Source organism: uncultured Oxalicibacterium sp. (assembly GCF_913776015.1).
Lineage (GTDB): Bacteria > Pseudomonadota > Gammaproteobacteria > Burkholderiales > Burkholderiaceae_D > Oxalicibacterium.
The window spans coordinates 32,534-54,424 of the sequence record NZ_CAJYMD010000074.1 but is presented as its reverse complement, the minus strand read 5'-3'; the positions used below and the strand labels follow the sequence as shown (position 1 = coordinate 54,424).

Sequence of the window (21,891 nt, the reverse complement as noted above, 5' to 3'; positions counted from 1 at the left end):
CTCATTGCCCGCGATCAGCGGTCAATCTCACCAAACACAATATCCTGCGTACCAATGATGGTCACAGCATCTGCCAGCATATGGCCTCGGGACATCTCATCCATGCCTTGCAGATGGGCAAAGCCTGGCGCACGGATCTTCAAACGATACGGCTTGTTTGCGCCATCCGAAACCAGATAGATACCGAATTCGCCTTTTGGATGTTCAACCGCCGCATACGCTTCACCGGCCGGCACGTGAAAGCCTTCCGTGAACAGTTTAAAGTGGTGGATCAGGTCTTCCATGTTCGATTTCATGCCCACACGCGATGGCGGTGCCACCTTGTGGTTATCGGTCATGACCGGACCAGGATTATTGCGCAGCCATTCGACGCATTGCTTGACGATGCGATTGGATTGACGCATTTCCTCGACACGTACCAGATAGCGATCGTAACAATCACCGTTGGTACCGACAGGAATGTCGAAATCCAGCAAATCGTAAACTTCGTATGGCTGGGTCTTGCGCAGATCCCATTCGATACCTGAACCGCGCAGCATCGGACCGGTAAAGCCCATTGCCTTGGCACGTTCAGGCGACACCACACCGATACCGACCAGACGCTGCTTCCAGATACGGTTATCCGTCAACAGGGTTTCGTATTCATCGACATAAGTCGGGAAACGATTGGTGAAGTCCTCGATGAAATCCAGCAAGGAACCTTGACGGTTTTCGTTCAGTTGCTTGATGGCCTTGGCATTGCGGATAACCGAGGCCTTGTGCTGCGGCATGCTGTCCGGCAGATCACGATACACGCCGCCTGGGCGATAGTAGGCGGCATGCATACGTGCGCCAGACACGGCTTCGTAGCAGTCCATCAGATCTTCACGCTCGCGGAAAGCGTACAGGAACACGGCCATTGCACCGACGTCCAGCGCATGTGCGCCGATCCACATCAGGTGATTCAGGATACGCGTGATCTCATCGAACATGACGCGAATGTATTGCGCACGCAAGGGCACTTCGAGGCCCAGCAGACGCTCGATTGCCATCACGTAGCCGTGCTCGTTACACATCATCGACACATAGTCGAGACGATCCATGTAAGGCACGGATTGCAGATAGGTTTTTTGCTCGGCCAGTTTCTCGGTCGCGCGATGCAGCAAACCGATATGCGGATCGGCACGTTGAATCACTTCGCCGTCCAGCTCCAAAACCAGACGCAGCACACCGTGGGCTGCCGGGTGTTGCGGGCCGAAGTTCAGGGTGTAGTTCTTGATCTCAGCCATTATTTCATCCCGTACTGTTCTTCGCGAATCACGCGCGGCACATTTTCACGCGCCTCAATCGTGACAGGCTGGTAAATCACACGCTTTTGTTCCGGGTCGTAACGCATTTCAACGTAGCCGGAAACAGGGAAATCCTTGCGGAATGGATGACCGATAAAGCCGTAGTCAGTCAGAATACGGCGCAGATCGTTGTGACCTTCGAAGAGGATGCCGTAGAAGTCGAATGCTTCGCGCTCGTACCAGTTGGCCGCCGCCCAGATATCGATGACGGATGCCACGACCGGCATTTCATCGTCAGGTGCGAACACACGCACACGCAGGCGCCAGTTGTGCGCAATCGACAGCAGGTGCGAAACGGCTGCAAAACGCGGACCTTCCCACACGCCATCGCCATAAGCCGAATAATCCATGCCACACAGATCGATCAGTTCTTCGAAACGAAGATCAGGATGATCGCGCAGTACGCGCATGGCAGATAGATAATCCGCCGCCTTGACAACAATGGTCACTTCACCGAGTGCCACCGTCAGATTTTGAAGCTGCTCGCCGAGCGCATTGCGCAAGGCCGCTTCCAAGTGATCGAGTTTGGTCGTCATATAGCTAAACCGCAATCCTTAACGGGCAATCGTGTACGTACGGCGAATCTTGTTCTGCACCTGCAGAATGCCGTAGAGCAGCGCCTCGGCGGTTGGAGGACAACCCGGCACATAGACATCAACAGGAACGATGCGATCGCAACCACGCACGACCGAATACGAGTAATGGTAGTAGCCACCACCATTGGCACACGACCCCATGGAAATGACCCAACGCGGCTCAGGCATCTGGTCGTAAACCTTGCGCAAGGCAGGCGCCATCTTGTTGCACAGCGTGCCAGCCACGATCATCACGTCGGACTGACGCGGCGACGGACGGAACACGATACCGAAGCGGTCCAGATCGTAACGCGCCGCACCCGCGTGCATCATTTCCACTGCGCAGCAAGCCAGACCGAACGTCATTGGCCACAACGAGCCGGTACGCGTCCAGTTGATCAGCTTGTCAGCCGTCGTGGTGATAAAACCTTCGTTCAATACGCCTTCAATAGACATGACTTACTCCCAATCCAGCGCGCCTTTTTTCCATTCGTATACCAGACCAAGGGTCAGCACACCAACGAAAATCATCATCGCCCAAAAGCCCAACATTCCCACATCATTCATTGCCACTGCCCAAGGAACGAGGAAGGCAACTTCAAGATCGAAGAGAATAAAAAGAATCGCAACCAGGTAATAACGCACATCGAACTTCATGCGCGCATCTTCAAAAGCCTCAAAACCGCACTCATACGGAGAGAGTTTTTGCGCATCAGGACTGTAAGGACCAAGGATGCGGCCGAGCACCTGAGGCACCACACCAACGCCGATGCCGACCAGAATGAAAAGCAGAACGGGGAAATAGTTTTCGAGATTCACGATGACAGTATATTGGCTAAGCGGTTGGCAAATTTCGCAAAAATACTTGTTTGACAGGACAGCGAGCCCTGTCGATAAAAAGCCAGCTTGGACTTACCCTTGCTGGCCTTTTCATTTATGGTGCCGACGGCGAGACTCGAACTCGCACAGCTTTCGCCACTACCCCCTCAAGATAGCGTGTCTACCAATTTCACCACGTCGGCAAGACTTCTATTTTAACCTGCTTTGATGCTTTTATTCAATGTGCAATCACATTAAAAAAGCATTAAGTCACATTTATTTTGGCACTTCGTTCGAACGATCATTCGCAGCTGGCGCGACAGGCTTTTCATCCGGCACAACGGTTGCAGCAGGCGCACCCGGCACTTCAGAAACAGGCGCATTTTCCATCACACCGCCATCAACATGCGCCGGGCGATTGCTCACAAAAGCCAGACCCAGCGTTGCCGAAAAAAAGATTACTGCAGCCAGCGCCGTCATCTTCGACAGAAAGTTGGAGGAACCCGTCGCACCGAACAAGCTGCCGGAAGCACCGGAACCGAACGATGCGCCCATGTCGGCACCTTTGCCATGCTGCAACAGCACGAGGCCGATAATCGCCAGCGCGGACAGCACCTGCAGGACGACGATGAGGGTATGCATGGTATTCATTTACGCAAGTTCCAGTTTTAGATAATCAAAAAATAAGTTCACGGACAAGGCCATTACACCTTGGACACAATGGCGAGAAAATCTGCCACCTTCAACGCAGCGCCACCAATCAAGCCGCCATCGATGTCCTGCATTGCCATCAATTCGGCAGCATTGTCAGGCTTCATGCTGCCACCGTACAAAATCTTCACTTCCGCTGCCGCAGCTTCCGAAATTTGCGCGAGGCGCTCACGCAATACTGCATGCACCTCTTGCGCCATTTCCGGGGTCGCCGTGCGACCAGTACCGATTGCCCAAACCGGCTCGTATGCCACAACAATCCGGGACACATCATCTACAGGCAATTGCTTGAGCACCGCATCGAGCTGCATCAGCACGACCGCCTCGGTTTGCCCTGCCTCACGCTGCGCCAACGATTCACCGACACAGACAATCGGGATCAAGCCCGAAGCCAGTGCACGCAAGGTCTTGCTTGCAACCAGCGCATCGCTTTCGCCGAAATAACTACGACGCTCCGAATGACCGACGATCACGTAGCGGCAGTCGAATTCACGCAGCATCGCAGCAGAGACTTCGCCGGTGTAAGCGCCGCTTTCGTGCATCGACACATCCTGCGCACCCAATGCGATCGGACTGTCGACAAGCAGCGATTGACACTGCGCGAGATACGGCGCCGGCACACAAACTGCCACATCACAGCGACTGCCTGCGCTTTCGGCCTTGATACCTGCCAGTAACGCAGCATTAGCAGCCAGGCTGCCATTCATTTTCCAGTTGCCTGCGACGAGTTTGCGGCGCATAAGTAATCCAGAATTCCGATAACCCGCTATTCTAGCCCGCCCTCTGGAAGACGGTCAAACTGAGAACGGCATTCCATAAAGAAAAACCGCCCTTGGCATACGCCGCGAGCGGTTTTTTCGATACTTCGCTTCTGCTAGGCAGGAATTATTCCTGAACGGCAGCCGTCTCCGGATTTTCTTCCACGACAACCGCCTTCATCGACAACTTCAGGCGACCACGGTCATCGGTTTCCAGAACCTTGACGCGGACTTGCTGACCTTCCTTCAGGTAGTCGGCAACCGCATTGACGCGCTCGTTGGCGATCTGGCTGATATGCAACAGACCATCCTTGCCTGGAATGACTTGCACGATGGCACCGAAATCCAACAGTTTCAGAACCGTACCTTCGTAGATCTTGCCCACTTCAACCGAAGCGGTCAGTTCTTCGATACGGCGCTTGGCTTCCTGGCCCGCAGCAGCATCAACCGAAGCAATCGTCACAACACCTTCATCACTGATGTCGATTTGGGTACCGGTTTCCTCGGTTAACGCGCGAATGACGGCGCCGCCCTTGCCGATCACGTCACGGATTTTTTCCGGATTGATCTTGATGGTGATCAGGCGTGGCGCAAAGTCAGACAACTGGCCGGTCGAGCCGCTTGGCACTGCCTTTTCCATTTCGCCGAGGATATGCACGCGGCCTTCTTTGGCCTGTGCCAGCGCGACCTGCATGATTTCCTTGGTAATACCCTGGATCTTGATATCCATCTGCAGCGCGGTAATACCGTTTGCGGTACCGGCAACCTTGAAGTCCATATCGCCGAGGTGATCTTCATCACCCAGGATATCGGTCAGAACGGCAAATTTGTTGCCTTCCTTGATCAGCCCCATTGCGATACCGGCAACGTGCGATTGCATTGGTACGCCTGCATCCATCAGCGCCAAGCAGCCACCGCACACCGATGCCATCGACGACGAACCGTTCGATTCCGTGATTTCCGAAACCAAACGAACCGAGTAGCTGAATTCTTCCGGTGCTGGCAATGCAGCAACCAGAGCACGCTTAGCCAGACGACCATGACCGATTTCACGACGCTTAGGCGTACCGACACGGCCGGTTTCGCCAGTCGCAAACGGCGGCATGTTGTAGTGCATCATGAAACGATCCGAGTATTCACCCATCAGCGCATCGATCTTTTGTTCGTCGCGTGCGGTACCCAGCGTAGCGATAACCAGCGCCTGCGTTTCACCGCGGGTGAACAATGCCGAACCGTGGGTACGTGGCAACACGCCCGTGCGGATCGAGATTGGACGAACGGTGCGCGTATCGCGACCGTCGATACGTGGCTCGCCTTCGAGAATCTGCGAACGAACGATCTTCGCTTCCAAATCGAACAGGATGTTGCCGACTTCAGCCGAATCAGGCGCCTCGCCACCGACCGATGCTGCCTCGGCAACCAGTTCCGCCATCACTTCAGCAGATGCATCCTTGAGCTTGGCCGTACGTGCCTGCTTGTCCTTGGTTTGATAGGCGGCGCGCAGCTTGCCTTCGGCAAAATGCGTCACGCGCGCGATCAGTGCGTCGTTTTTCGGCGCTGGCGACCACTGCACTTCCGGCTTGCCACCATCGCGCACCAATTCGTGGATCGCATCGATGACTGCTTTCATTTGTTCGTGGCCGTAGACAACAGCGCCGAGCATGACGTCTTCAGACAATTGCTGCGCTTCCGATTCGACCATCAGCACGGCGCGTTCGGTACCGGCAACCACCAGATCCAGTTGGGATTTGGTCAGTTGGGTAGCCGTCGGGTTCAGCACATATTGACCGTCGATATAACCGACGCGTGCAGCGCCAACTGGGCCAGCAAAAGGAATGCCGGCAACCGACAAAGCAGCCGAAGCGCCGATCATGGCTGGAATATCAGGATCGATTTCCGGATTGACCGACAGCACGTGCACGATAATCTGCACTTCGTTCAGATAGCCTTCCGGAAACAGCGGACGAATCGGGCGATCGATCAGGCGCGAGGTCAGCGTTTCCTTCTCGGAAGGACGACCTTCACGCTTGAGGAAGCCGCCAGGAATACGACCGGCAGCATAGGTTTTTTCAATGTAATCGACGGTCAAGGGGAAAAAATCCTGACCTGGTTTGGCGTCCTTCTTCGCAACCACGGTCGCAAGGACAACCGTATCCTCGATCGACACGACGACGGCACCGGAAGCCTGACGCGCGATTTCGCCGGTTTCAAGCGTGACCGTGTGCTGGCCGTACTGGAATGTTTTGGTGACTTTATTAAACACGAGTGTTCCTTTCTGATTTGCCGACAGATTTTCAGGGGCTGTCGTTCACCTCACCACAACGGCGCACGGAACATGCACCGTTCATCTCTCCTGCCCTACCTTCTGCTTTTTATTGAACTGCCGAAACGACAAATACAAACTGCAAAAAAACAAAATGCCCGCATCAGAAAACTGACGCAGGCATTTTTCAGTAAAGCTGGGTCGAATACTGCAACGACTTACTTACGCAGACCGAGTTTGGCGATCAGATCGCGATAGCGATTCAGATCCTTGCGCTTCAGGTAAGCCAGCAGGCTTTTACGACGATTGACCATCATGATCAGACCACGACGCGAGTGGTGATCCTTCGAGTGTTCCTTGAAGTGACCGTTCAGGTCGTTGATACGTGCGGTCAGCAGAGCAACTTGCACTTCTGGCGAACCAGTATCGTTTTGAGCGCGTGCGTTATCGGCAACAATGCTTGCCTTGGCGGATTTTTCGAGCGACATGATAAAACCTTTCACATGCGATGCGCGGAGTCGCAACCCCGTTACATCGTGAACAACATTAAATGAATTTGGTCGAAATGACCAAGGCGGGAGTATAACGGAAATACAAGCCTGCTTCAAACAACTTGTCTGTTTACCGCACAGGAAATCATGAAAAACCACCTCACAACCATGCGAAACAAGCTGGCAGCCGTCATTTTACTGCCTTTGATGCTGAGTGCCTGCGCCTCCTGGGAGCCGGCGAACCTCACTACAGGTGCCAGCGAGTCGGAAGTCATTGCCCAGCTTGGCCCACCGTCGTACCGTATTCCTGGCGGCGAAGGTGCCATTCTTGAATACAACCGCAATCCGTGGGGGCAAGCTACCCATCTAGCTAAATTCGATGCCAATGGCCGACTGCTCTCCTACGAACAAGTCCTGACGACACGACACTTTGCCTTACTGACCGTTGGGAGTGCGACCAAGATGGATGTCTTGCGCACCATCGGGCATCCTTCTGAAACCTCCTATCTGCCGCGCCAGCAACTGGAAGTCTGGTCTTATCCGTATCGGGAAAACAATGCCTGGAACTCGATCATGCATGTGCATTTCGACCAAAATGGCGTAGTAGCCTTGATGCAGAACACGCCTGACATGCGCTTCGAGCGAGATGGATTGTTCGGTTTCTTTGGCAACTGAAAGCAGAAACAGAATAAAAAAACCGGGGCATGCCCCGGTTTTTTGTTGGTCCGCCCGATCAGCGGACTGGAGAATCAAGCTCAGGCAGCAACGCGCTGCTCTTTTTCTGCCTGTTGTTGCATACCGGCTTCTTTCGCCAGCAGACGCTTGCGCATCGGGCCGAGGATCAGCTTGGCCGACAGACCTGCGAAGATCGTGATGCAAGCAGCAGCGACGAACACGCGGCTCCAGTTGCCATTGACCGCAAATACCGATGCCAGAGGAACCAGCAAGGCAGCCGTACCTTTTGCCGTGTAAAGGGTGCCCGAGTTACCTGCAGCAAACTTGGAACCGAAGATGTCGGCACAGGTTGCTGGGAAGATCGAGAAAATTTCGCCCCAGAACAGGAAAATCAGTGCAGCGAACACCATGAAGGCATACATATTGTGGCCCCAGGTCATCAAGCCCAGCAGTGACAAACCTTCACCGATGAAGACGATGAACATGGTGTTTTCACGACCGATCTTGTCGGAAATGAAACCACACAGAGGACGCGTAATACCGTTGGCGACGTTATCGATAGACAGCGTCATGGTCAGCAGCGGCAGGGTCACGCCGAACAGCGTGACAGGCAGCGAAGCCAGACCATAGTCGGTTGCGATCGGGCCCAATTGCGCGGTTGCCATCAAACCACCGGATGCGACCAGCACGAACATCATGTACAACACCCAGAACACGGGCATCTTCAACATTTGCTTGGTCGTGTAATCAACCTTGGTCGCCGTACCTGCCTTGGCGACGGCTGCTTTTGGCGCAACCGGTTTCACCAGCAACATGGACAGAACGAAGATGGCGACGCCCTGGATGATGCCAAACGTCAGCAGCGTTTTCTCGTAACCCGACGTCTGGATCATGTTGGCAATCGGGATCACCGTCACCGCAGCGCCTGCACCGAAACCGGCAGCCGTCAAACCAGCAGCCAGACCGCGACGATCAGGGAACCATTTCAGCGCGTTACCGACGCAAGTACCGTAGACGCAACCGGCGCCAATACCCGACACCACAGCGCCTGCATACAACATCGGCAGCGTGGAAGCGAAACTGTAGATGATCCAGCCCAGACCAGCACAAATCGCACCGCCGGCAACCACCGGACGCGGGCCGAATTTATCGACCAGATAGCCTTCGATCGGCACCAACCACGTTTCGGTCACGATAAAGATGGAAAACGCCAATTGAATGGCTGCCTTGCCCCAATGGTGAGCGTTATCCATTGGCGTGACAAACAACGTCCAGCCGTATTGCAGGTTGGCGACAAAAGCCATGCAGATAATGCCGATGAACAATTGTGCCCAGCGATTTTTGTAGCCGGTGCCGGCTTGTGCCGCAACGGCGGCTTGATTGTTGCTCATTTGATACCTCTCAAGAAGTCTTCTAGCGTTTGAGCGTCCGGTGATCGGGCTCACGTCGTGATGAAGGTCGGATATTCGCGAGAAGCGCAGTGCGATCGGCGGTGCATGCAACGGTCTTGCGCCGTTTCAATACATGTTGCGGAAAGCTTGCTGCATGCCAGGCATGCGAGGACGAATATCCTCAGGCGAGAGGAGGAGCGCGGGAAAAGTAATGCGGTGCAACGATGTGGAGGAACTGCGCGAATGCCCAATCCGCATGGGGAACGGCAACACTCGCAAATTGCGGCATGACCAACGCAGCCATGGGCGCATCGTCATACTCGTCGATCAGTAAATGTTTTGACAGATGGCTGTCTGCCGCATCGCCTTCTTCATAGGCGCACTGATGATCGAACGCTGTCTTCTGTACATGATCGAGCGCGCCCGCAAACGCGAACTGCTGCGAGAAAAGCAGCAGAAGCGATAAGCAGATATATAAAAAGGAGCGCGATTTCATGGATCAGCAGTTCATATCAAATTGGCAAATCAGCCTTCTTGAAACATTTCAAAACAATTTCAGTTATTGATATCTGTCATGACAGCGATTTGATTATAAGACGATTTGAAAATAAATGTGGGGAGATATTCAATAGGCGACTGACTGTTATTCAGAAAAACTACAACATGTGGAAAACACGCATATCGCTGCGCAGCATCTGCCTGGCAAAAACGGCATGCAAGTTGATGGGTTTAGCGGGCATGGATTGCGAGACCGCTACGCGACGATGCCGCATTTGTTAAGGCATGCATCCGCGCTGATGAAGCACGCAAGCTTTGTGCGTCCTGCAGACAGCCGTGACGGAGCCACCTGCCCCAGAGGCAAGCTCATGCAGGATCAAACAGAAGAAATGGGAAGAAGTCCGACGCAGAACAGGCCGGACGGAAGAGATCAGTCGAAAGAAATTAGTCGTTACTCGGCTTCAACAACGCCAACTGTGATGCATCCAGATAAGCCCACTCGCCCTCTTCGAGATGCAGCGAATCGAGCATCAACTCGCCGATCGCCACACGTCGCAACGCCGAGCAATGGTTGCCAGCCGCCGCCAACATGCGCTTGACCTGATGATACTTGCCCTGCTCCAGCACGATTTCCAGCGCATGCGTATCCAGTTTGCGGCAAGTTTGCGCGGCAAGCGGGGCGGGTTCGTCGTGTAATTGCACACCGGCCAAAAGCTGCGCTACCAGTTCCGGCGTCACCGGATCGTGCGTGGTCGCCACATAAACCTTGGGGACATGCCGCTTGGGCGAGGATTGCGCATGAATGAACGCGCCGTCGTCCGACATCAGCAGCATGCCGGTCGTATCGTGATCGAGACGCCCTACTGGCTGCAGCTCACGCCAGGTAAATTGTTCGGGCAACAGCGTCAGCACACCCGGATGATGGCTGGGCTTGCGCGAACACTCGAAATTGGCCGGCTTGTTCAGCACGATATAGACATGCTCGCGATACAGCCAGTCTTCCTCAAAGATGGTGAAAGTTAGATCGGTCGTATCGAAGCTCGCCCGATAATCGTCGATCACTTCACCGGCGATGCTGACTTCACCATCTTCAATCAGGCTGCGGCAATATTTGCGGGTACCGAAACCTTGCGATTGCAGGATACGGTCAAGGGACAGTTTGCTCATGGGCGGCACTCTACCAGAAGCCGATCAGGCAGTCATGGGCGAACCGGAAAGCATAGCCCCGCAGACATAACCCACCACAGTCATCGTCAGCACGCGTTACTCACTATAAAATGGCGCTCTGTCTATAAAGGAAATCGCATGAGTCAATTCTGGAGCCCGCTGGTACGTATGCTGACGCCTTATGTTCCGGGCGAACAGCCAAAGGTCAACAATCTGATCAAGCTCAACACCAACGAGAACCCTTATCCGCCCTCGCCTGCCGTCATCAAGGCCATGCATGCCGTGACAGCCGATTCGCTGCGCCTTTATCCCGATCCCGATTCGTCGCAACTCAAGCAAACCCTGGCCGATTATCACGGCATGGACACCAACCAGATTTTCGTCGGCAATGGCTCCGACGAAGTGCTGGCTTTTGCCTTCATGGCATTGCTCAAGCACGATGCGCCGCTGCTGTTCCCGGACATCACCTACAGCTTCTATCCTGTCTATGCGCGCCTGTTCGGCATCGATTATGTCGAAGTCCCACTGAACGACCAGATGGAAATCGACACCGCCGATTATCTCGGTCGCGACTGCGGTGCAATCATTTTCCCGAATCCGAATGCGCCGACCGGCATTCCGCTGGCGCTCTCGGCCATCGAAGACCTGCTCATCAAGCAGCCCAACAGTGTCATCGTGGTAGATGAAGCCTATGTGGACTTTGGCGCAGAAAGCGCGATTACCCTCACGCAGCGCTATCCGAACCTGCTGGTGGTACGTACCTTTTCGAAATCGCGCTCGCTGGCCGGCCTGCGTGTCGGCTTTGCCGTCGGCAACAAGGAATTGATCGATGGCATGGAGCGCGTCAAGAACAGTTTCAATTCCTACCCGATGGACCGCCTCGCCGTCGCCGGCGCAATTGCCAGCTATCAGGATGAAGACTATTTCCAGAAGATGCTGCAAGCGGTCATCACCACGCGTGAAAACACCACGCAAGCCCTGCAGCAACTTGGCTTCAGCGTTTTGCCTTCATGCACCAATTTCGTGTTCGCCAAGCATCCAGCCTTCTCTGCCGACAAGCTGGCCGCCGGTTTGCGTGAACGTGCGATCATCGTGCGACACTTCAAGCATCCGCGTATCGATCAGTATCTGCGCATCAGCATTGGCACGAACGAGGAATGCGACAAGCTGATCGCGGCATTACGTCAATTGACTGCCTGACGACTGCGGCCATCCTGTGCGTCAGGCACTGACTTTTCCTGTTTGGAAGGAGTAAGATATGACGACGCACATTCCCGCAGACCGTGTACTGACACTAACACGTCTCTTCGATGCGCCACCCGCTGCCGTATTTCGCGCCTGGACCGATCCGCACCTGATGCAACAATGGTTCGTACCCAAGCCCTGGAGCATTGCCAGCATCGAGCTTGATGTACGCGCCGGTGGCGGCAACCTGATCGTCATGCGCGATCCTGAAGGTAACGAATACCCCAACCGCGGCGTCTATCTGGAAGTCGTACCCGACCGACGTCTCGTGTTTACCGATGCGTACGTGTCAGCCTGGATTCCCTCTGAAAAACCGTTCATGACAGCGATCGTCATGTTCGATCCCGAAGACGAAGGCCGCAAGACGCGTTATACGGCGCAGGCTCTGCATTGGAGCGCAGCGGATCGCGAAGCGCATGAAAAAATGGGATTCCATGAAGGATGGGGCCAATGTGCAGATCAGTTGGCAGAATTGCTGCGTAGAGTCTGATCCTAGGCACATTTTGATCTCGACCATGTACGCCTGACGTGAAATAAGGCGGTCACGTACGACAGACATGGCGTCGGCAAGCACACGTCTTCACGGAGAATGGCATGCAGGAAAATAACACCCCGCGCAAGAAATCTTTCCTGGCGACATTGGGTGCCGTGTTCTGGTCATTCATCGGCTTGCGGCGACGCAGTGATTACGAAAGCGATGTGACCGGCCTCAAGCCCATTTACGTTGTACTTGCCGCACTGATAGGCGCCATCCTCTTCATCGGCGTTTTGCTGGCGCTGGTTTCCTTCGCGGTAAAAATGCATTGAAATCTCTGGATGGCATGCCGCTGGACTGAAGCCGCTCTGCGCAAACCCGCCATGCGTATGTGCAAAAGCAATCGCATCGAAATGCCGACCAATATGCATTCTCCCCGCCGAACAGTGAAACGCCTATATCAAGACACAGGACAATTGCTTAGCGCAACGCTCGCGGCACATCCCGGCCATGTGCAATCGCTGCTACCATGCAGGACATGACCGTCAAGGCTTCGCCCATCGCCACGCTTTTTCGTATGAGCCACCCGCTGCAACGCTGGCTGGCGGGTAGCTGGCGCACCTTGCTGTTCGGCGTTACGATGCTATCGCTACTATTTTCACCAGGTAGTTATCGACGCGAAAACCGGCGTGCCGTCGCCTACCAGATCGTGCTGGGCACCAATGCCAACCTGATCTGGTTCACGGTGCTGACCGCGCTGCTCAGTCTGATCCTGATCCGCATCGTCGTCGTGACGGCCGTCAGCTATGGCCTCTCTCGCTATGCGCTGGAAATGGTGGTACGCGTTCTGGTACTTGAACTCATTCCATTGACAGCAGCGCTGTTCATTGCCTTGCGCCGCACCTTGCCCGATGGCGTTGAACTCGCCGAAATGCGCGCACGTGGTGAGCTCCACGCCATGCAGGCACGCGGCTTCGATCCGATCCGGCTGGAATTCTTTCCGCGTGCGGTCGCCGGCATCTTTTCGGTGTTGATGCTGGCCGCACTCAGTTGCATTCTGTCGCTGATCCTTGCGTATGTTTCCATCTACGGTTTCAACCACTGGGCCTTGCCCGGCTACACGCGTATCGTCGGCCAGATTTTCAACCCCGCCGTCACCATGATTTTCGTACTGAAAACACTGTTTTTCAGTCTGGCCGTTTCCCTGATCCCGATCGCCTCGTCACTCTACACACAGCATCGCTATCCGTATCTGCATCCACTGAACAGTCGTTCAAAAGCCGCCAATGAACTGGCCGCCATGGTTCGGCTGTTCTTTGTCCTGCTGCTGATCGAAATCGCTTCCCTGATGGGCAACTATTACTGACTTCGCGACCTCATGGCTGAACCTCACCCTCCGAATCCATCCGACACCGAATCGCTACCGCCTTCCACGGCAGCGGCACTTACCTCCAGCAATCTTGAATTCAAGGCCGCCATCCTTCTCGCATTTCTGGTAGCGATGCTTTTGAGTGCGGTCGGCTACCTGATGTATGCACGCGGGGCATTCGAATCGACGCAGGAACTGGTGTTGCTGGCCGACGATGCCGAAGGCGTATCCGTTGGCATGGACCTGACTTTTTCCGGCTTTCCCATCGGTCGTGTCAGTCGCATTGAACTCGGCAAGGATGGCAAGGCACGCATGATCGTTGCCGTTGCGCAGAAGGATGCACACTGGCTGCGCAGTTCCAGCGTCTTCACGATGGAGCGCCCGATTGTCGGCAGCACCAAACTGCGCGCCTTCACCGGTCTGCCCGACGATCCGCCGCTCGAAGCAGGAGCGGAACGCGCCTTGCTGGTCGGCGACGTAGCCGCCGAAATCCCGCTACTGGTGGCCTCAGCCAAACAATTGATCGAAAACCTCAACGGTCTCAGCGATGCGCAATCCGCGCTGTATGCAACGCTGGCCAACGTGCAAGCCTTGACTGAAAAACTCAACGGTCCCAACGGCGCCCTTGGTGCGCTGTTTGGTAACGAAAAGGATACGCAAAAGATGGTAACGACCATCGACCGCGCCAACAGCGTGCTCTTGCGTGTGGATGGCCTGCTGGCAAAGACCGATACACAGGTATTCGGCAAGGATGGCAACAGTCAGGCCACCCTCGTGCAACTCAATGCCATGTTGGCTGAAGCGCGTGAAAGCCTGAAAAAACTTGATCAGGTGCTCACCGATGCGCAAGCGGTGGCCGGTAATGCGCGCAATGCCACGGCCGACCTCGACACCTTGCGTTCGGATGTGGACAAGAGCGTACGCAAAATCGAGCGGCTGGTTACTGAACTCAATCGCAAATGGCCTTTTGCGCGTGACACGGAGTTGAAACTGCCATGAATGCAAGCTCATCATTTTCATTGCTGACGGCTACCCTCCTGCTTGCCGCTTGTGCAGGCAAACCCGTCCCCGAATGGCAAAGTGAAGCGAAAGATGCCATGGGGCGTGCCAGCACCGCCTATCTGAAAGGAGAAAACCGGGTCGAACAGCAGGAATTCACTCTGGCTCGTGATGAAGTCAGCCGGACCGGCAAGATCGATTTGCTGGCACGACTGGAACTGACACGTTGTGCCGCACGCGTGGCGAGCCTTGTGCTGGAAGACTGCAATGGTTTTGATGCGCTGGCACGCGACACTTCAGCGGCCGAACAAGCGTATGCCGATTACCTCGCGGGCCGCGTGCGAGCCGAGCAAATTCGCCTTCTGCCCGAGCCACAACGCACGGTTGCCGGCGCTGGCAGTGAGACAGCAGCCGCTCGCGCCATGCAATCGATAGCAGATCCTTTTTCGCGTCTGGTGGCGGCAGGCGTACTATTTCGCAGCAATCGCGCCACGCCCGATGTTCTTCAGGCAGCGATCGATACTGCATCTGCACAAGGATGGCGACGCTCCTTGCTGGCATGGCTGAATGTACAAGCTTTGCGAGCCGAGCAGGTGGGTGATGGCGAAGAAGCGCAACGCATACGACGGCGCATGGCTCTCGTGGAAAACAAGGAAGATCGGAAGGTCACGCCATGATGGTAAATAACGACAAGGATCATCGGCAGCGACCGATCGATGTCCTGAAGCATGCCAGCTGAAAGCGGCTTGGTAACAACCGTGCTCACGCCATTAGGCTGTGCGCCTTGGCCAGCAACGCATCCCACCAGCCTTGCTCAACCGCTCACCATCCACGACAACGACCGTTCATGAAAGCCGCTCCATGTCCCTCGATTCCCGCTATCTGATCACGCGCCCCGAACAATTGGATGCCCTGTTCGATGCGGTTCCGGCACCATCACTGAAAAAAGAAGTCGATTACCTGCATCCGCTCTATCGTCAAATGATCGCAGCTTCACCTTTCTTTGCTCTGGCAACCAGCGGTCCTGACGGGTTGGATGTATCGCCGCGTGGCGATCCAGCCGGTTTTGTCGTCGTAGAGGATGAAAAAACATTGCTGCTGCCGGAAAGACGCGGCAACAATCGCATCGACAGCCTGCGCAACATGCTCACCGATCCGCGCATAGCCTTGCTTTTTCTGATCCCGGGCATTGGCGAAACCTTGCGCGTCAATGGCCGGGCCAGCATTTCCAACGCACCTGATCTCCTTGAGCGCTTTGTCATAGAAGACAAACCGCCCAAATGCGTCATCGCAGTCCATGTGGAAACCGTGTTTTTTCAATGCGCACGCGCAATCAAACGGGCCGATCTATGGCAAGCCGATGCCGACATTCGCTCACGTGTACCAACGCCCGGCGCCATTCATGCTGCCCTCGGTGGCACGGACGATGGCGCAACCTACGACAAGGAAATAGAAGCGAAACAGCGCGCCACCTTGTATTGATTTCACCCCGGTCACTGGCAATCGCTCTGCCAAGAAACTTGCCCAAATAGACATAGGCGTTGTTTTTCCAACAGCCGCAGCAACACCTTCACGCCAAGATATCGCCCAAGACTTTTATACTGTATATTTATACAGTATATTGATTGTGCGCTCTCGCACTCACGTCTGGAGGTCCCATGAGTCTTGCTTCTTTTTCTTCCCATTCGCCGCACCCGTCCCTACTGAACACGCTGCCGGAACATGTATGGCGTGGCGACCAGATGGGCTCCCATGCCGCTCGACCAGTCACCTCTGGTCATCGTGCACTCGATCGTGAATTGCCGAATGGTGGCTGGCCCTCTTCCGTCCTGATCGAATTATTGATGCGTCATCCAGGAATTGGTGAATTACGCCTTCTCGCGCCAACATTGTCACAACTGACGAAGGCTGGAAAAACGGTCGTGCTGATGGCACCACCACATATTCCATTCGCTGCCGCGCTTGCCGAACTTGGCTTGGATCTTCAGCATGTTTTGCTGATCGAGGCAGACAAACCGGCCGACCGCATGTGGGCGGTGGAACAAGCGCTAAAAAGCGACTGCTTTGGTGCCCTGCTTTGCTGGCTACCGCAAGCGCGTGCAGATCAACTACGGCGTCTACAACTGGCCGCCGCCGGTAGCGAAGGACTGGCTTTCGTATTCCGCCCCCTGATCGCACGCGAGCAATCGTCGCCCGCGCCTCTGCGCATGGTCTGCCAGCCCGCTCCCGCCGGGAGCATGTCGGTTGAAATCATCAAGCGGCGCGGCCCTGTTCATGCTGCGCCCATCATCTTGCCGCTGACCGTTCCCGAGATTCTGATCAAACCCTTTAATTCACGGACCATGGTCGACTCAACCCTGTCTTTTCCACGCCATGCTATGGATCGCTTTACATCTGCCGCAGCTACCGCTCGAAGCCATTCTGCGCTCGCAGCCTGAGAGCGAAACGGAAAGACGCGTCGATCATCCGCTGGTTGTCTGTGAACACAAGACCGTCGGCTGGCATAACGGCCCGGCAGGTGAAGCCGGCATCCGGCCCGGCATGTCGGAAGGTAACGCGCGTGCACTCGCGGCCGACCTACAGATCCATACGCGCCAGCCGTTAGCCGAGCGTCAAGCTCTGCAGGAAGCCGCGCTGTGGGCATTGCATTTCACACCCCTCGTCGCCTTACAGGAAGCGGGAGATGGATTCATGGCCGACATCAGCGCCAGCTTGCGTCTGTTTGGCGGCAAGCAACGTTTGGCGACACGTCTTCTCGAAGGGATCGGCATGCTGGGATTAAGGGGCGCGATCGGTCATGGCTCGACGGCAAGTGCGGCCTGGCTAATGGCAAAAGCCGGGCGGTCCGATCCACATGACACGCGCAGCGATGCCATGCGACTCGATATCCTGCCTTTGCAGGTATTGACACAAGTACAGCCCTATCTCGACACCTTGCACGGAATCGGCTGCCATTGCCTCGGTCAGCTACGCCAGCTACCGCGCAGCGGAATCGTTCGCCGCTTTGGTCAAGCACTCCTAGACGAATGCGATCGCGCTTATGGCCAACTGCCTGAGGTACACGGCTGGTTTACCGCACCACCGGTATTTGAGGCACGCCTCGAACTTGCGGCGCGCGTTGAACAGGCAGAGTCCTTGCTGTTTGCCGCACGCCGACTTCTAGTCCAACTGACGGGATGGCTATCTGCACGCCACGCTGCTGCACATTTGCTCGTGCTCCAACTGCATCATGAACCATCACGTCGCCGTGACCATCGTTTTACGAGCTTGACGCTTGCACTGGGAATGGCAAGTCGCGATCTCGAACATCTGACGCTTTTATTACGCGAACGTTTGGCGCAACTCGTATTGGAAGCACCCGTGATCGAACTGTCACTCAAGGTAGAGCAGATCAGTGAGCAGGTTGCGCCGAACACGGAATTGTTTCCAACACCTGCGCATACTGCGCAAAGTCTCAACCGCCTGATGGAACGCCTACAAAGCAGACTCGGTAACGATGCCGTCCAACGACTACACATTCTGGCCGACCATCGCCCCGAACGCAGTGTCGAACGTGCAAGCATCACAACAACGGCATCATTCGCAAAGCGCATGCGCAATCCGCAGGAAATCCCCTTGAAAGCGGGAATGCGACCGGTTTGGTTGCTTGCCATGCCATTACCACTCCGCACACACCAACACAAACCTTACTACCACACGCCATTGCAGCTATTAACAGGGCCCGAACGGATCGAAACCGGCTGGTGGGACGATGATTTGGCCACGCGCGACTATTTCATCGCACAAAGCGAATCCCACGTTTTGTACTGGATATTTCGCACCCGCATTAACAATACCTCTTCAGAAAGCGGCTGGTTTCTGCACGGACTTTTTGGATAAAACTGAACGATCGCTCAATGGCGAAACGCCGTGATTAGTTGCCTTATGGTCTGAATGAATATTCATAAATATGTTTTCCATCCCGGACTATATCGAGCTGCATTGCCGCTCCAATTTCACCTTTCTGCTTGGGGCATCGCACCCGGAAGAACTCGTGCAACGCGCCATCGAACTCGGTTATCGCGGCCTAGCCATCACCGACGAGTGTTCTCTCGCGGGTGTGGTGCGCGCCCATGTCGAAGCAAAAAAGCATGACGCGAATTTCAAATTGATTATTGGCAGCGAGTTGACCTTGTCTTGCGGCATGAAACTCGTACTGCTGGCGCAAAACCTCGAGGGCTACGGCAATCTTTCCGAATTGATTACGCTGGGTCGACGGCGTGTCGAAAAAGGGCATTACCTGCTGCATCGTGAAGATCTGGCCAAGCCATCAGCGCCTTATGCACACTTGGCCCGCATGCCGGATTGCCTAGCATTGCTGCTTCCACAGTACGATACGCCGCAAGAGATACTGCATGCGCAAGCAGAGTGGCTGCGGCAAACGTTTGGGACACGATGCTGGATTGCAGTGGAACTGCTGTATCAGGGTGACGATGCCGAATGGCTTTTGGGTCTGGAGGAACTCTCGGAAAAAATTCAACGCCCGCTTGTCGCATCCGGCGATGTACTCATGCACGTACGATCACGCAAACCCTTGCAAGACACGCTGACCGCCGTTCGCCTGAACAAGTCATTGGCGGATTGCGGTCTGGATCTCCAGCCCAATGCCGAACAGCATCTGCGCACACGCTTACGACTCGCACAGATTTATCCAGAAACGCTGCTAAAGGAGACATCGGCCATTGCCGATCAGTGCAACTTTTCTCTTGCGGAAATCAGTTATCAGTATCCAAAGGAAATCGTTCCGGAAGGCGAAACCTTGCGCAGTTACCTGCGACGATTGACGTATGAAGGCGCGCAGCAACGTCGCTACCCGAATGGCGTTCCCCCTTTCATAAACGAAAAGATCGAGCATGAACTCAAGCTCATTGCGCATTTGGGCTACGAACCTTTTTTTCTGACCGTCTACGACATCGTCCAGTTCGCGCGCGGCGAAGGTATTCTTTGCCAGGGACGCGGGTCCGCCGCCAATTCGGTTGTCTGTTATTGCCTGGGCATCACCGAAGTCAATCCTGCAGAAAGCAGCGTGCTTTTCGAACGCTTCGTCTCGCAAGAACGCAACGAACCGCCCGACATCGATGTCGATTTCGAACATCAGCGTCGTGAAGAAGTCATGCAGTACATCTATCGTAAATATGGACGCCATCGCGCAGCGATTGCGGCTTCACTCATCACTTATCGACCACGCTCTGCCATGAAAGACGTTGGCAAGGCATTGGGACTGGATTTCGAACAGGTCAACCGACTTTCGCAGTCGCATAAGTGGTGGGATGGCCGGGAGATCAGCGAGGAGCGTCTGCGCGAAAGCGGTTTCGATCCCGAGGCATCCGTGGTCAAGAAACTGGTCGAACTCACGCAAACGCTCATCGGCTTTCCGCGGCACTTGTCTCAACATGTGGGCGGCTTCGTGATTGCGCAGGACAATCTCGCTCGCCTCGTTCCGATCGAGAATGCGTCGATGAAAGATCGCAGCGTCATTCAATGGGACAAGGATGATCTCGATGCACTGCGTTTGCTGAAGGTCGACGTACTAGCGCTTGGCATGCTGTCGGCGATACGGCGTGCACTGGACATGATTTCTCTGCAACGCGGCCAGACGTTCCGCATGCAGGACATTCCGGAAAACGATACAAAAACCTATGACATGATCTGCAAAGCCGACACGATCGGCGTATTCCAGATTGAATCGCGCGCGCAGATGTCCATGTTGCCACGCCTGCGGCCACGGGAGTATTACGATCTGGTGGTGCAAGTCGCCATCGTGCGTCCGGGACCGATCCAGGGCGGCATGGTCCATCCTTATTTGACCCAACGTCACATTCCGAAGGATCAACTTGTATTGCGCGACGATCTCAAAAAAGCACTCGAACGTACCCATGGCGTACCGATTTTTCAGGAACAGGTCATGCAGATCGCCATCGATGCAGCCGGTTTTACCCCCGGCGAAGCTGACCAGCTGCGACGTGCGATGGGTGCATGGAAACGCAAAGGCACGCTGGAAACCTATAACGGGAAACTCAGAGCAGGGCTTGCCAACAACAACTTCGAGCCAGAATTCGCGGAACGCTTGATCAAGCAGATCGCCGGTTTTGGCGAATACGGCTTTCCCGAATCGCATGCGGCCAGCTTTGCCCTGTTGGTCTATGTTTCAGCCTGGATCAAATGCCATTATCCGGCTGCCTTTCTTGCGGCCTTGCTCAACGCCCAGCCCATGGGCTTTTATTCCGCTTCGCAACTTGTACAAGATGCCAGGCGCAAGGGCGTACAGGTGCATCCGGTAGATGTACTGTCCAGCGATGTGGAATGCACATTGGAAAATATCCGCAGCCACTGCCCCGATGTACGGCTCGGACTCCAGATGATTAAAGGACTATCGACCGAAACCGCCGAACGGATTGTCATCGCGCGCAAAACGAAGAGATTTTCGAGTATCGATGACCTGGCGCAACGTGCGGAACTCGACCAGTTCGAACTAGCTGCCCTCGCACGCGCCAATGCGCTTTTGCCATTGACCGGCAACCGTCGCCAGGCGAAATGGCAGGTCGCCGCCATGCGCCCTGCTCCCGCGTTGTTACGTAATGCGCCCGTCGAAGAAGAACCGCTGCTACTCGCGGCAGCAAGCGAAGGCCAGGAAATCACTGCTGATTACGCAAGCACCGGCCTGACATTGCAGCGTCATCCGCTGGCCTTGCTGCGTCCCTTGCTGAAAAAGATGAATTTGTCGACTTCGCTCGAAATGCGCGGTTTTGCCGATCGCAAGATCGCACGCACATCCGGGATCGTCACCATGCGTCAACGTCCGCCTACGGCAAAGGGCACGATGTTTGTCACACTCGAAGATGAAACCGGCATTACCAACGTCATCATCTGGCCGGCATTGATTGACAAGCAGCGTCGCGAAATTTTGAATGCACAGCTGATGACAGTCTATGGCATCTGGCAAACCAGGGATGGCGTACATCATTTGGTAGCCAAACGCATCGTGGATCATTCCGAGTTATTGGGCAACCTGACGATTCACAGCCGCGATTTCCAATAATGCTCTTGAATACATGCACGATTACGCACACTGAAAATTACCTTTTCCG

At 55.1% G+C, this 21,891-nt stretch carries 22 protein-coding genes and 1 tRNA gene; 11 read left to right on the top strand and 12 right to left on the bottom strand.

All coding sequences use genetic code 11. From position 1 onward, the window contains the following. Nucleotides 1–14: 14 nt before the first annotated feature. The 9 genes from QZ725_RS13210 to rpsO all read right to left on the bottom strand — a co-directional run bounded on the left by QZ725_RS13210 (nucleotide 15) and on the right by rpsO (nucleotide 6,942). On the bottom strand, nucleotides 15–1,268 hold the full coding sequence (locus QZ725_RS13210) for an NADH-quinone oxidoreductase subunit D (RefSeq protein ID WP_293780407.1): 1,254 nt from the start codon (nucleotides 1,266–1,268) through the stop codon (nucleotides 15–17). Further along, complete coding sequence (locus tag QZ725_RS13205; protein ID WP_293780404.1) at nucleotides 1,268–1,864, bottom strand: NADH-quinone oxidoreductase subunit C; 597 nt, start codon at nucleotides 1,862–1,864, stop codon at nucleotides 1,268–1,270. The genes QZ725_RS13210 and QZ725_RS13205 overlap by 1 nt, the downstream gene beginning before the upstream one ends. Before the next feature lie 18 nt (nucleotides 1,865–1,882). After that, complete coding sequence (locus tag QZ725_RS13200) at nucleotides 1,883–2,359, bottom strand: NADH-quinone oxidoreductase subunit B family protein (RefSeq protein WP_293780401.1); 477 nt, start codon at nucleotides 2,357–2,359, stop codon at nucleotides 1,883–1,885. A gap of 3 nt (nucleotides 2,360–2,362) precedes the next feature. Further along, complete coding sequence (locus QZ725_RS13195; RefSeq protein WP_293780399.1) at nucleotides 2,363–2,722, bottom strand: NADH-quinone oxidoreductase subunit A; 360 nt, start codon at nucleotides 2,720–2,722, stop codon at nucleotides 2,363–2,365. Nucleotides 2,723–2,840: 118 nt separating this feature from the next. Next, a tRNA-Leu gene (locus QZ725_RS13190) sits at nucleotides 2,841–2,925 on the bottom strand. A 73-nt stretch (nucleotides 2,926–2,998) separates the two neighbouring features. Next, nucleotides 2,999–3,373, bottom strand: coding sequence for a preprotein translocase subunit SecG (secG, locus tag QZ725_RS13185; protein WP_293780397.1), 375 nt, complete (start codon nucleotides 3,371–3,373; stop codon nucleotides 2,999–3,001). A gap of 53 nt (nucleotides 3,374–3,426) precedes the next feature. Beyond that, complete coding sequence (tpiA, locus tag QZ725_RS13180; protein WP_293780395.1) at nucleotides 3,427–4,173, bottom strand: triose-phosphate isomerase; 747 nt, start codon at nucleotides 4,171–4,173, stop codon at nucleotides 3,427–3,429. A 145-nt stretch (nucleotides 4,174–4,318) separates the two neighbouring features. Further along, complete coding sequence (gene pnp / locus QZ725_RS13175; protein WP_293780392.1) at nucleotides 4,319–6,454, bottom strand: polyribonucleotide nucleotidyltransferase; 2,136 nt, start codon at nucleotides 6,452–6,454, stop codon at nucleotides 4,319–4,321. Nucleotides 6,455–6,672: 218 nt separating this feature from the next. Continuing rightward, nucleotides 6,673–6,942: a 30S ribosomal protein S15 gene (gene rpsO / locus QZ725_RS13170; protein ID WP_293780389.1), complete on the bottom strand. Its 270-nt coding sequence runs from the start codon at nucleotides 6,940–6,942 to the stop codon at nucleotides 6,673–6,675. Between the two features lie 150 nt (nucleotides 6,943–7,092). Between rpsO and QZ725_RS13165 the strand changes: the two genes are divergently transcribed. After that, nucleotides 7,093–7,620, top strand: a complete 528-nt coding sequence (locus QZ725_RS13165; RefSeq protein WP_293780386.1) for a hypothetical protein — start codon at nucleotides 7,093–7,095, stop codon at nucleotides 7,618–7,620. A gap of 80 nt (nucleotides 7,621–7,700) precedes the next feature. Here the strand turns inward: QZ725_RS13165 and oxlT are convergent, their stop codons facing one another. The 3 genes from oxlT to QZ725_RS13150 all read right to left on the bottom strand — a co-directional run bounded on the left by oxlT (nucleotide 7,701) and on the right by QZ725_RS13150 (nucleotide 10,676). Beyond that, complete coding sequence (oxlT, locus tag QZ725_RS13160; RefSeq protein ID WP_293780383.1) at nucleotides 7,701–9,011, bottom strand: oxalate/formate MFS antiporter; 1,311 nt, start codon at nucleotides 9,009–9,011, stop codon at nucleotides 7,701–7,703. Nucleotides 9,012–9,192: 181 nt separating this feature from the next. Next, nucleotides 9,193–9,507 (bottom strand): hypothetical protein, encoded by a 315-nt coding sequence (locus QZ725_RS13155; protein ID WP_293780380.1) that lies wholly within the window; start codon nucleotides 9,505–9,507, stop codon nucleotides 9,193–9,195. A 446-nt stretch (nucleotides 9,508–9,953) separates the two neighbouring features. After that, entirely contained in the window at nucleotides 9,954–10,676 is a 723-nt protein-coding gene (locus QZ725_RS13150; RefSeq protein WP_293780377.1) for a 16S rRNA pseudouridine(516) synthase, read from the bottom strand. Nucleotides 10,677–10,814: 138 nt separating this feature from the next. Between QZ725_RS13150 and hisC the strand changes: the two genes are divergently transcribed. From hisC to QZ725_RS13100, 10 genes are all read left to right on the top strand, one after another. Next, nucleotides 10,815–11,876, top strand: coding sequence for a histidinol-phosphate transaminase (gene hisC, locus QZ725_RS13145; RefSeq protein ID WP_293780374.1), 1,062 nt, complete (start codon nucleotides 10,815–10,817; stop codon nucleotides 11,874–11,876). A 58-nt stretch (nucleotides 11,877–11,934) separates the two neighbouring features. Continuing rightward, complete coding sequence (locus tag QZ725_RS13140; RefSeq protein ID WP_293780371.1) at nucleotides 11,935–12,411, top strand: SRPBCC family protein; 477 nt, start codon at nucleotides 11,935–11,937, stop codon at nucleotides 12,409–12,411. Between the two features lie 104 nt (nucleotides 12,412–12,515). Next, nucleotides 12,516–12,728 (top strand): DUF2970 domain-containing protein, encoded by a 213-nt coding sequence (locus QZ725_RS13135; protein ID WP_293780368.1) that lies wholly within the window; start codon nucleotides 12,516–12,518, stop codon nucleotides 12,726–12,728. A gap of 206 nt (nucleotides 12,729–12,934) precedes the next feature. Next, the gene (locus QZ725_RS13130) at nucleotides 12,935–13,762 is read left to right on the top strand and encodes an ABC transporter permease (RefSeq protein WP_293780365.1); all 828 of its coding nucleotides are present in this window, start codon (nucleotides 12,935–12,937) and stop codon (nucleotides 13,760–13,762) included. Between the two features lie 12 nt (nucleotides 13,763–13,774). Further along, nucleotides 13,775–14,764 (top strand): MlaD family protein, encoded by a 990-nt coding sequence (locus QZ725_RS13125; protein WP_293780362.1) that lies wholly within the window; start codon nucleotides 13,775–13,777, stop codon nucleotides 14,762–14,764. Beyond that, a complete protein-coding gene (locus tag QZ725_RS13120; protein ID WP_293780359.1) occupies nucleotides 14,761–15,441 on the top strand; it encodes a hypothetical protein in 681 nt (226 codons plus the stop codon). The genes QZ725_RS13125 and QZ725_RS13120 overlap by 4 nt, the downstream gene beginning before the upstream one ends. A 184-nt stretch (nucleotides 15,442–15,625) precedes the next feature. Beyond that, a complete protein-coding gene (locus QZ725_RS13115; protein ID WP_293780356.1) occupies nucleotides 15,626–16,246 on the top strand; it encodes a pyridoxamine 5'-phosphate oxidase family protein in 621 nt (206 codons plus the stop codon). Between the two features lie 176 nt (nucleotides 16,247–16,422). After that, on the top strand, nucleotides 16,423–17,202 hold the full coding sequence (gene imuA, locus QZ725_RS13110; RefSeq protein ID WP_293780353.1) for a translesion DNA synthesis-associated protein ImuA: 780 nt from the start codon (nucleotides 16,423–16,425) through the stop codon (nucleotides 17,200–17,202). Next, nucleotides 17,138–18,643, top strand: coding sequence for a DNA polymerase Y family protein (locus QZ725_RS13105; RefSeq protein ID WP_293780350.1), 1,506 nt, complete (start codon nucleotides 17,138–17,140; stop codon nucleotides 18,641–18,643). The genes imuA and QZ725_RS13105 overlap by 65 nt, the downstream gene beginning before the upstream one ends. 70 nt (nucleotides 18,644–18,713) lie before the next feature. Next, nucleotides 18,714–21,842 carry an error-prone DNA polymerase gene (locus tag QZ725_RS13100; protein ID WP_293780348.1) on the top strand — a complete coding sequence of 1,043 codons (3,129 nt, stop codon included), beginning with the start codon at nucleotides 18,714–18,716 and terminating at the stop codon, nucleotides 21,840–21,842. Nucleotides 21,843–21,891: the final 49 nt, after the last annotated feature.

Bases quoted from the DNA above. Each gene is read 5' to 3' on its own strand.
- QZ725_RS13210 (WP_293780407.1), bottom strand. From the start codon at position 1,268: ATGGCTGAGATCAAGAACTACACCCTGAACTTCGGCCCGCAACACCCG.
- QZ725_RS13205 (WP_293780404.1), bottom strand. From the start codon at position 1,864: ATGACGACCAAACTCGATCACTTGGAAGCGGCCTTGCGCAATGCGCTC.
- QZ725_RS13200 (WP_293780401.1), bottom strand. From the start codon at position 2,359: ATGTCTATTGAAGGCGTATTGAACGAAGGTTTTATCACCACGACGGCT.
- secG (WP_293780397.1), bottom strand. From the start codon at position 3,373: ATGAATACCATGCATACCCTCATCGTCGTCCTGCAGGTGCTGTCCGCG.
- tpiA (WP_293780395.1), bottom strand. From the start codon at position 4,173: ATGCGCCGCAAACTCGTCGCAGGCAACTGGAAAATGAATGGCAGCCTG.
- rpsO (WP_293780389.1), bottom strand. From the start codon at position 6,942: ATGTCGCTCGAAAAATCCGCCAAGGCAAGCATTGTTGCCGATAACGCA.
- QZ725_RS13165 (WP_293780386.1), top strand. From the start codon at position 7,093: ATGAAAAACCACCTCACAACCATGCGAAACAAGCTGGCAGCCGTCATT.
- oxlT (WP_293780383.1), bottom strand. From the start codon at position 9,011: ATGAGCAACAATCAAGCCGCCGTTGCGGCACAAGCCGGCACCGGCTAC.
- QZ725_RS13155 (WP_293780380.1), bottom strand. From the start codon at position 9,507: ATGAAATCGCGCTCCTTTTTATATATCTGCTTATCGCTTCTGCTGCTT.
- QZ725_RS13150 (WP_293780377.1), bottom strand. From the start codon at position 10,676: ATGAGCAAACTGTCCCTTGACCGTATCCTGCAATCGCAAGGTTTCGGT.
- hisC (WP_293780374.1), top strand. From the start codon at position 10,815: ATGAGTCAATTCTGGAGCCCGCTGGTACGTATGCTGACGCCTTATGTT.
- QZ725_RS13140 (WP_293780371.1), top strand. From the start codon at position 11,935: ATGACGACGCACATTCCCGCAGACCGTGTACTGACACTAACACGTCTC.
- QZ725_RS13135 (WP_293780368.1), top strand. From the start codon at position 12,516: ATGCAGGAAAATAACACCCCGCGCAAGAAATCTTTCCTGGCGACATTG.
- QZ725_RS13130 (WP_293780365.1), top strand. From the start codon at position 12,935: ATGACCGTCAAGGCTTCGCCCATCGCCACGCTTTTTCGTATGAGCCAC.
- QZ725_RS13125 (WP_293780362.1), top strand. From the start codon at position 13,775: ATGGCTGAACCTCACCCTCCGAATCCATCCGACACCGAATCGCTACCG.
- QZ725_RS13120 (WP_293780359.1), top strand. From the start codon at position 14,761: ATGAATGCAAGCTCATCATTTTCATTGCTGACGGCTACCCTCCTGCTT.
- QZ725_RS13115 (WP_293780356.1), top strand. From the start codon at position 15,626: ATGTCCCTCGATTCCCGCTATCTGATCACGCGCCCCGAACAATTGGAT.
- imuA (WP_293780353.1), top strand. From the start codon at position 16,423: ATGAGTCTTGCTTCTTTTTCTTCCCATTCGCCGCACCCGTCCCTACTG.
- QZ725_RS13105 (WP_293780350.1), top strand. From the start codon at position 17,138: ATGCTATGGATCGCTTTACATCTGCCGCAGCTACCGCTCGAAGCCATT.
- QZ725_RS13100 (WP_293780348.1), top strand. From the start codon at position 18,714: ATGTTTTCCATCCCGGACTATATCGAGCTGCATTGCCGCTCCAATTTC.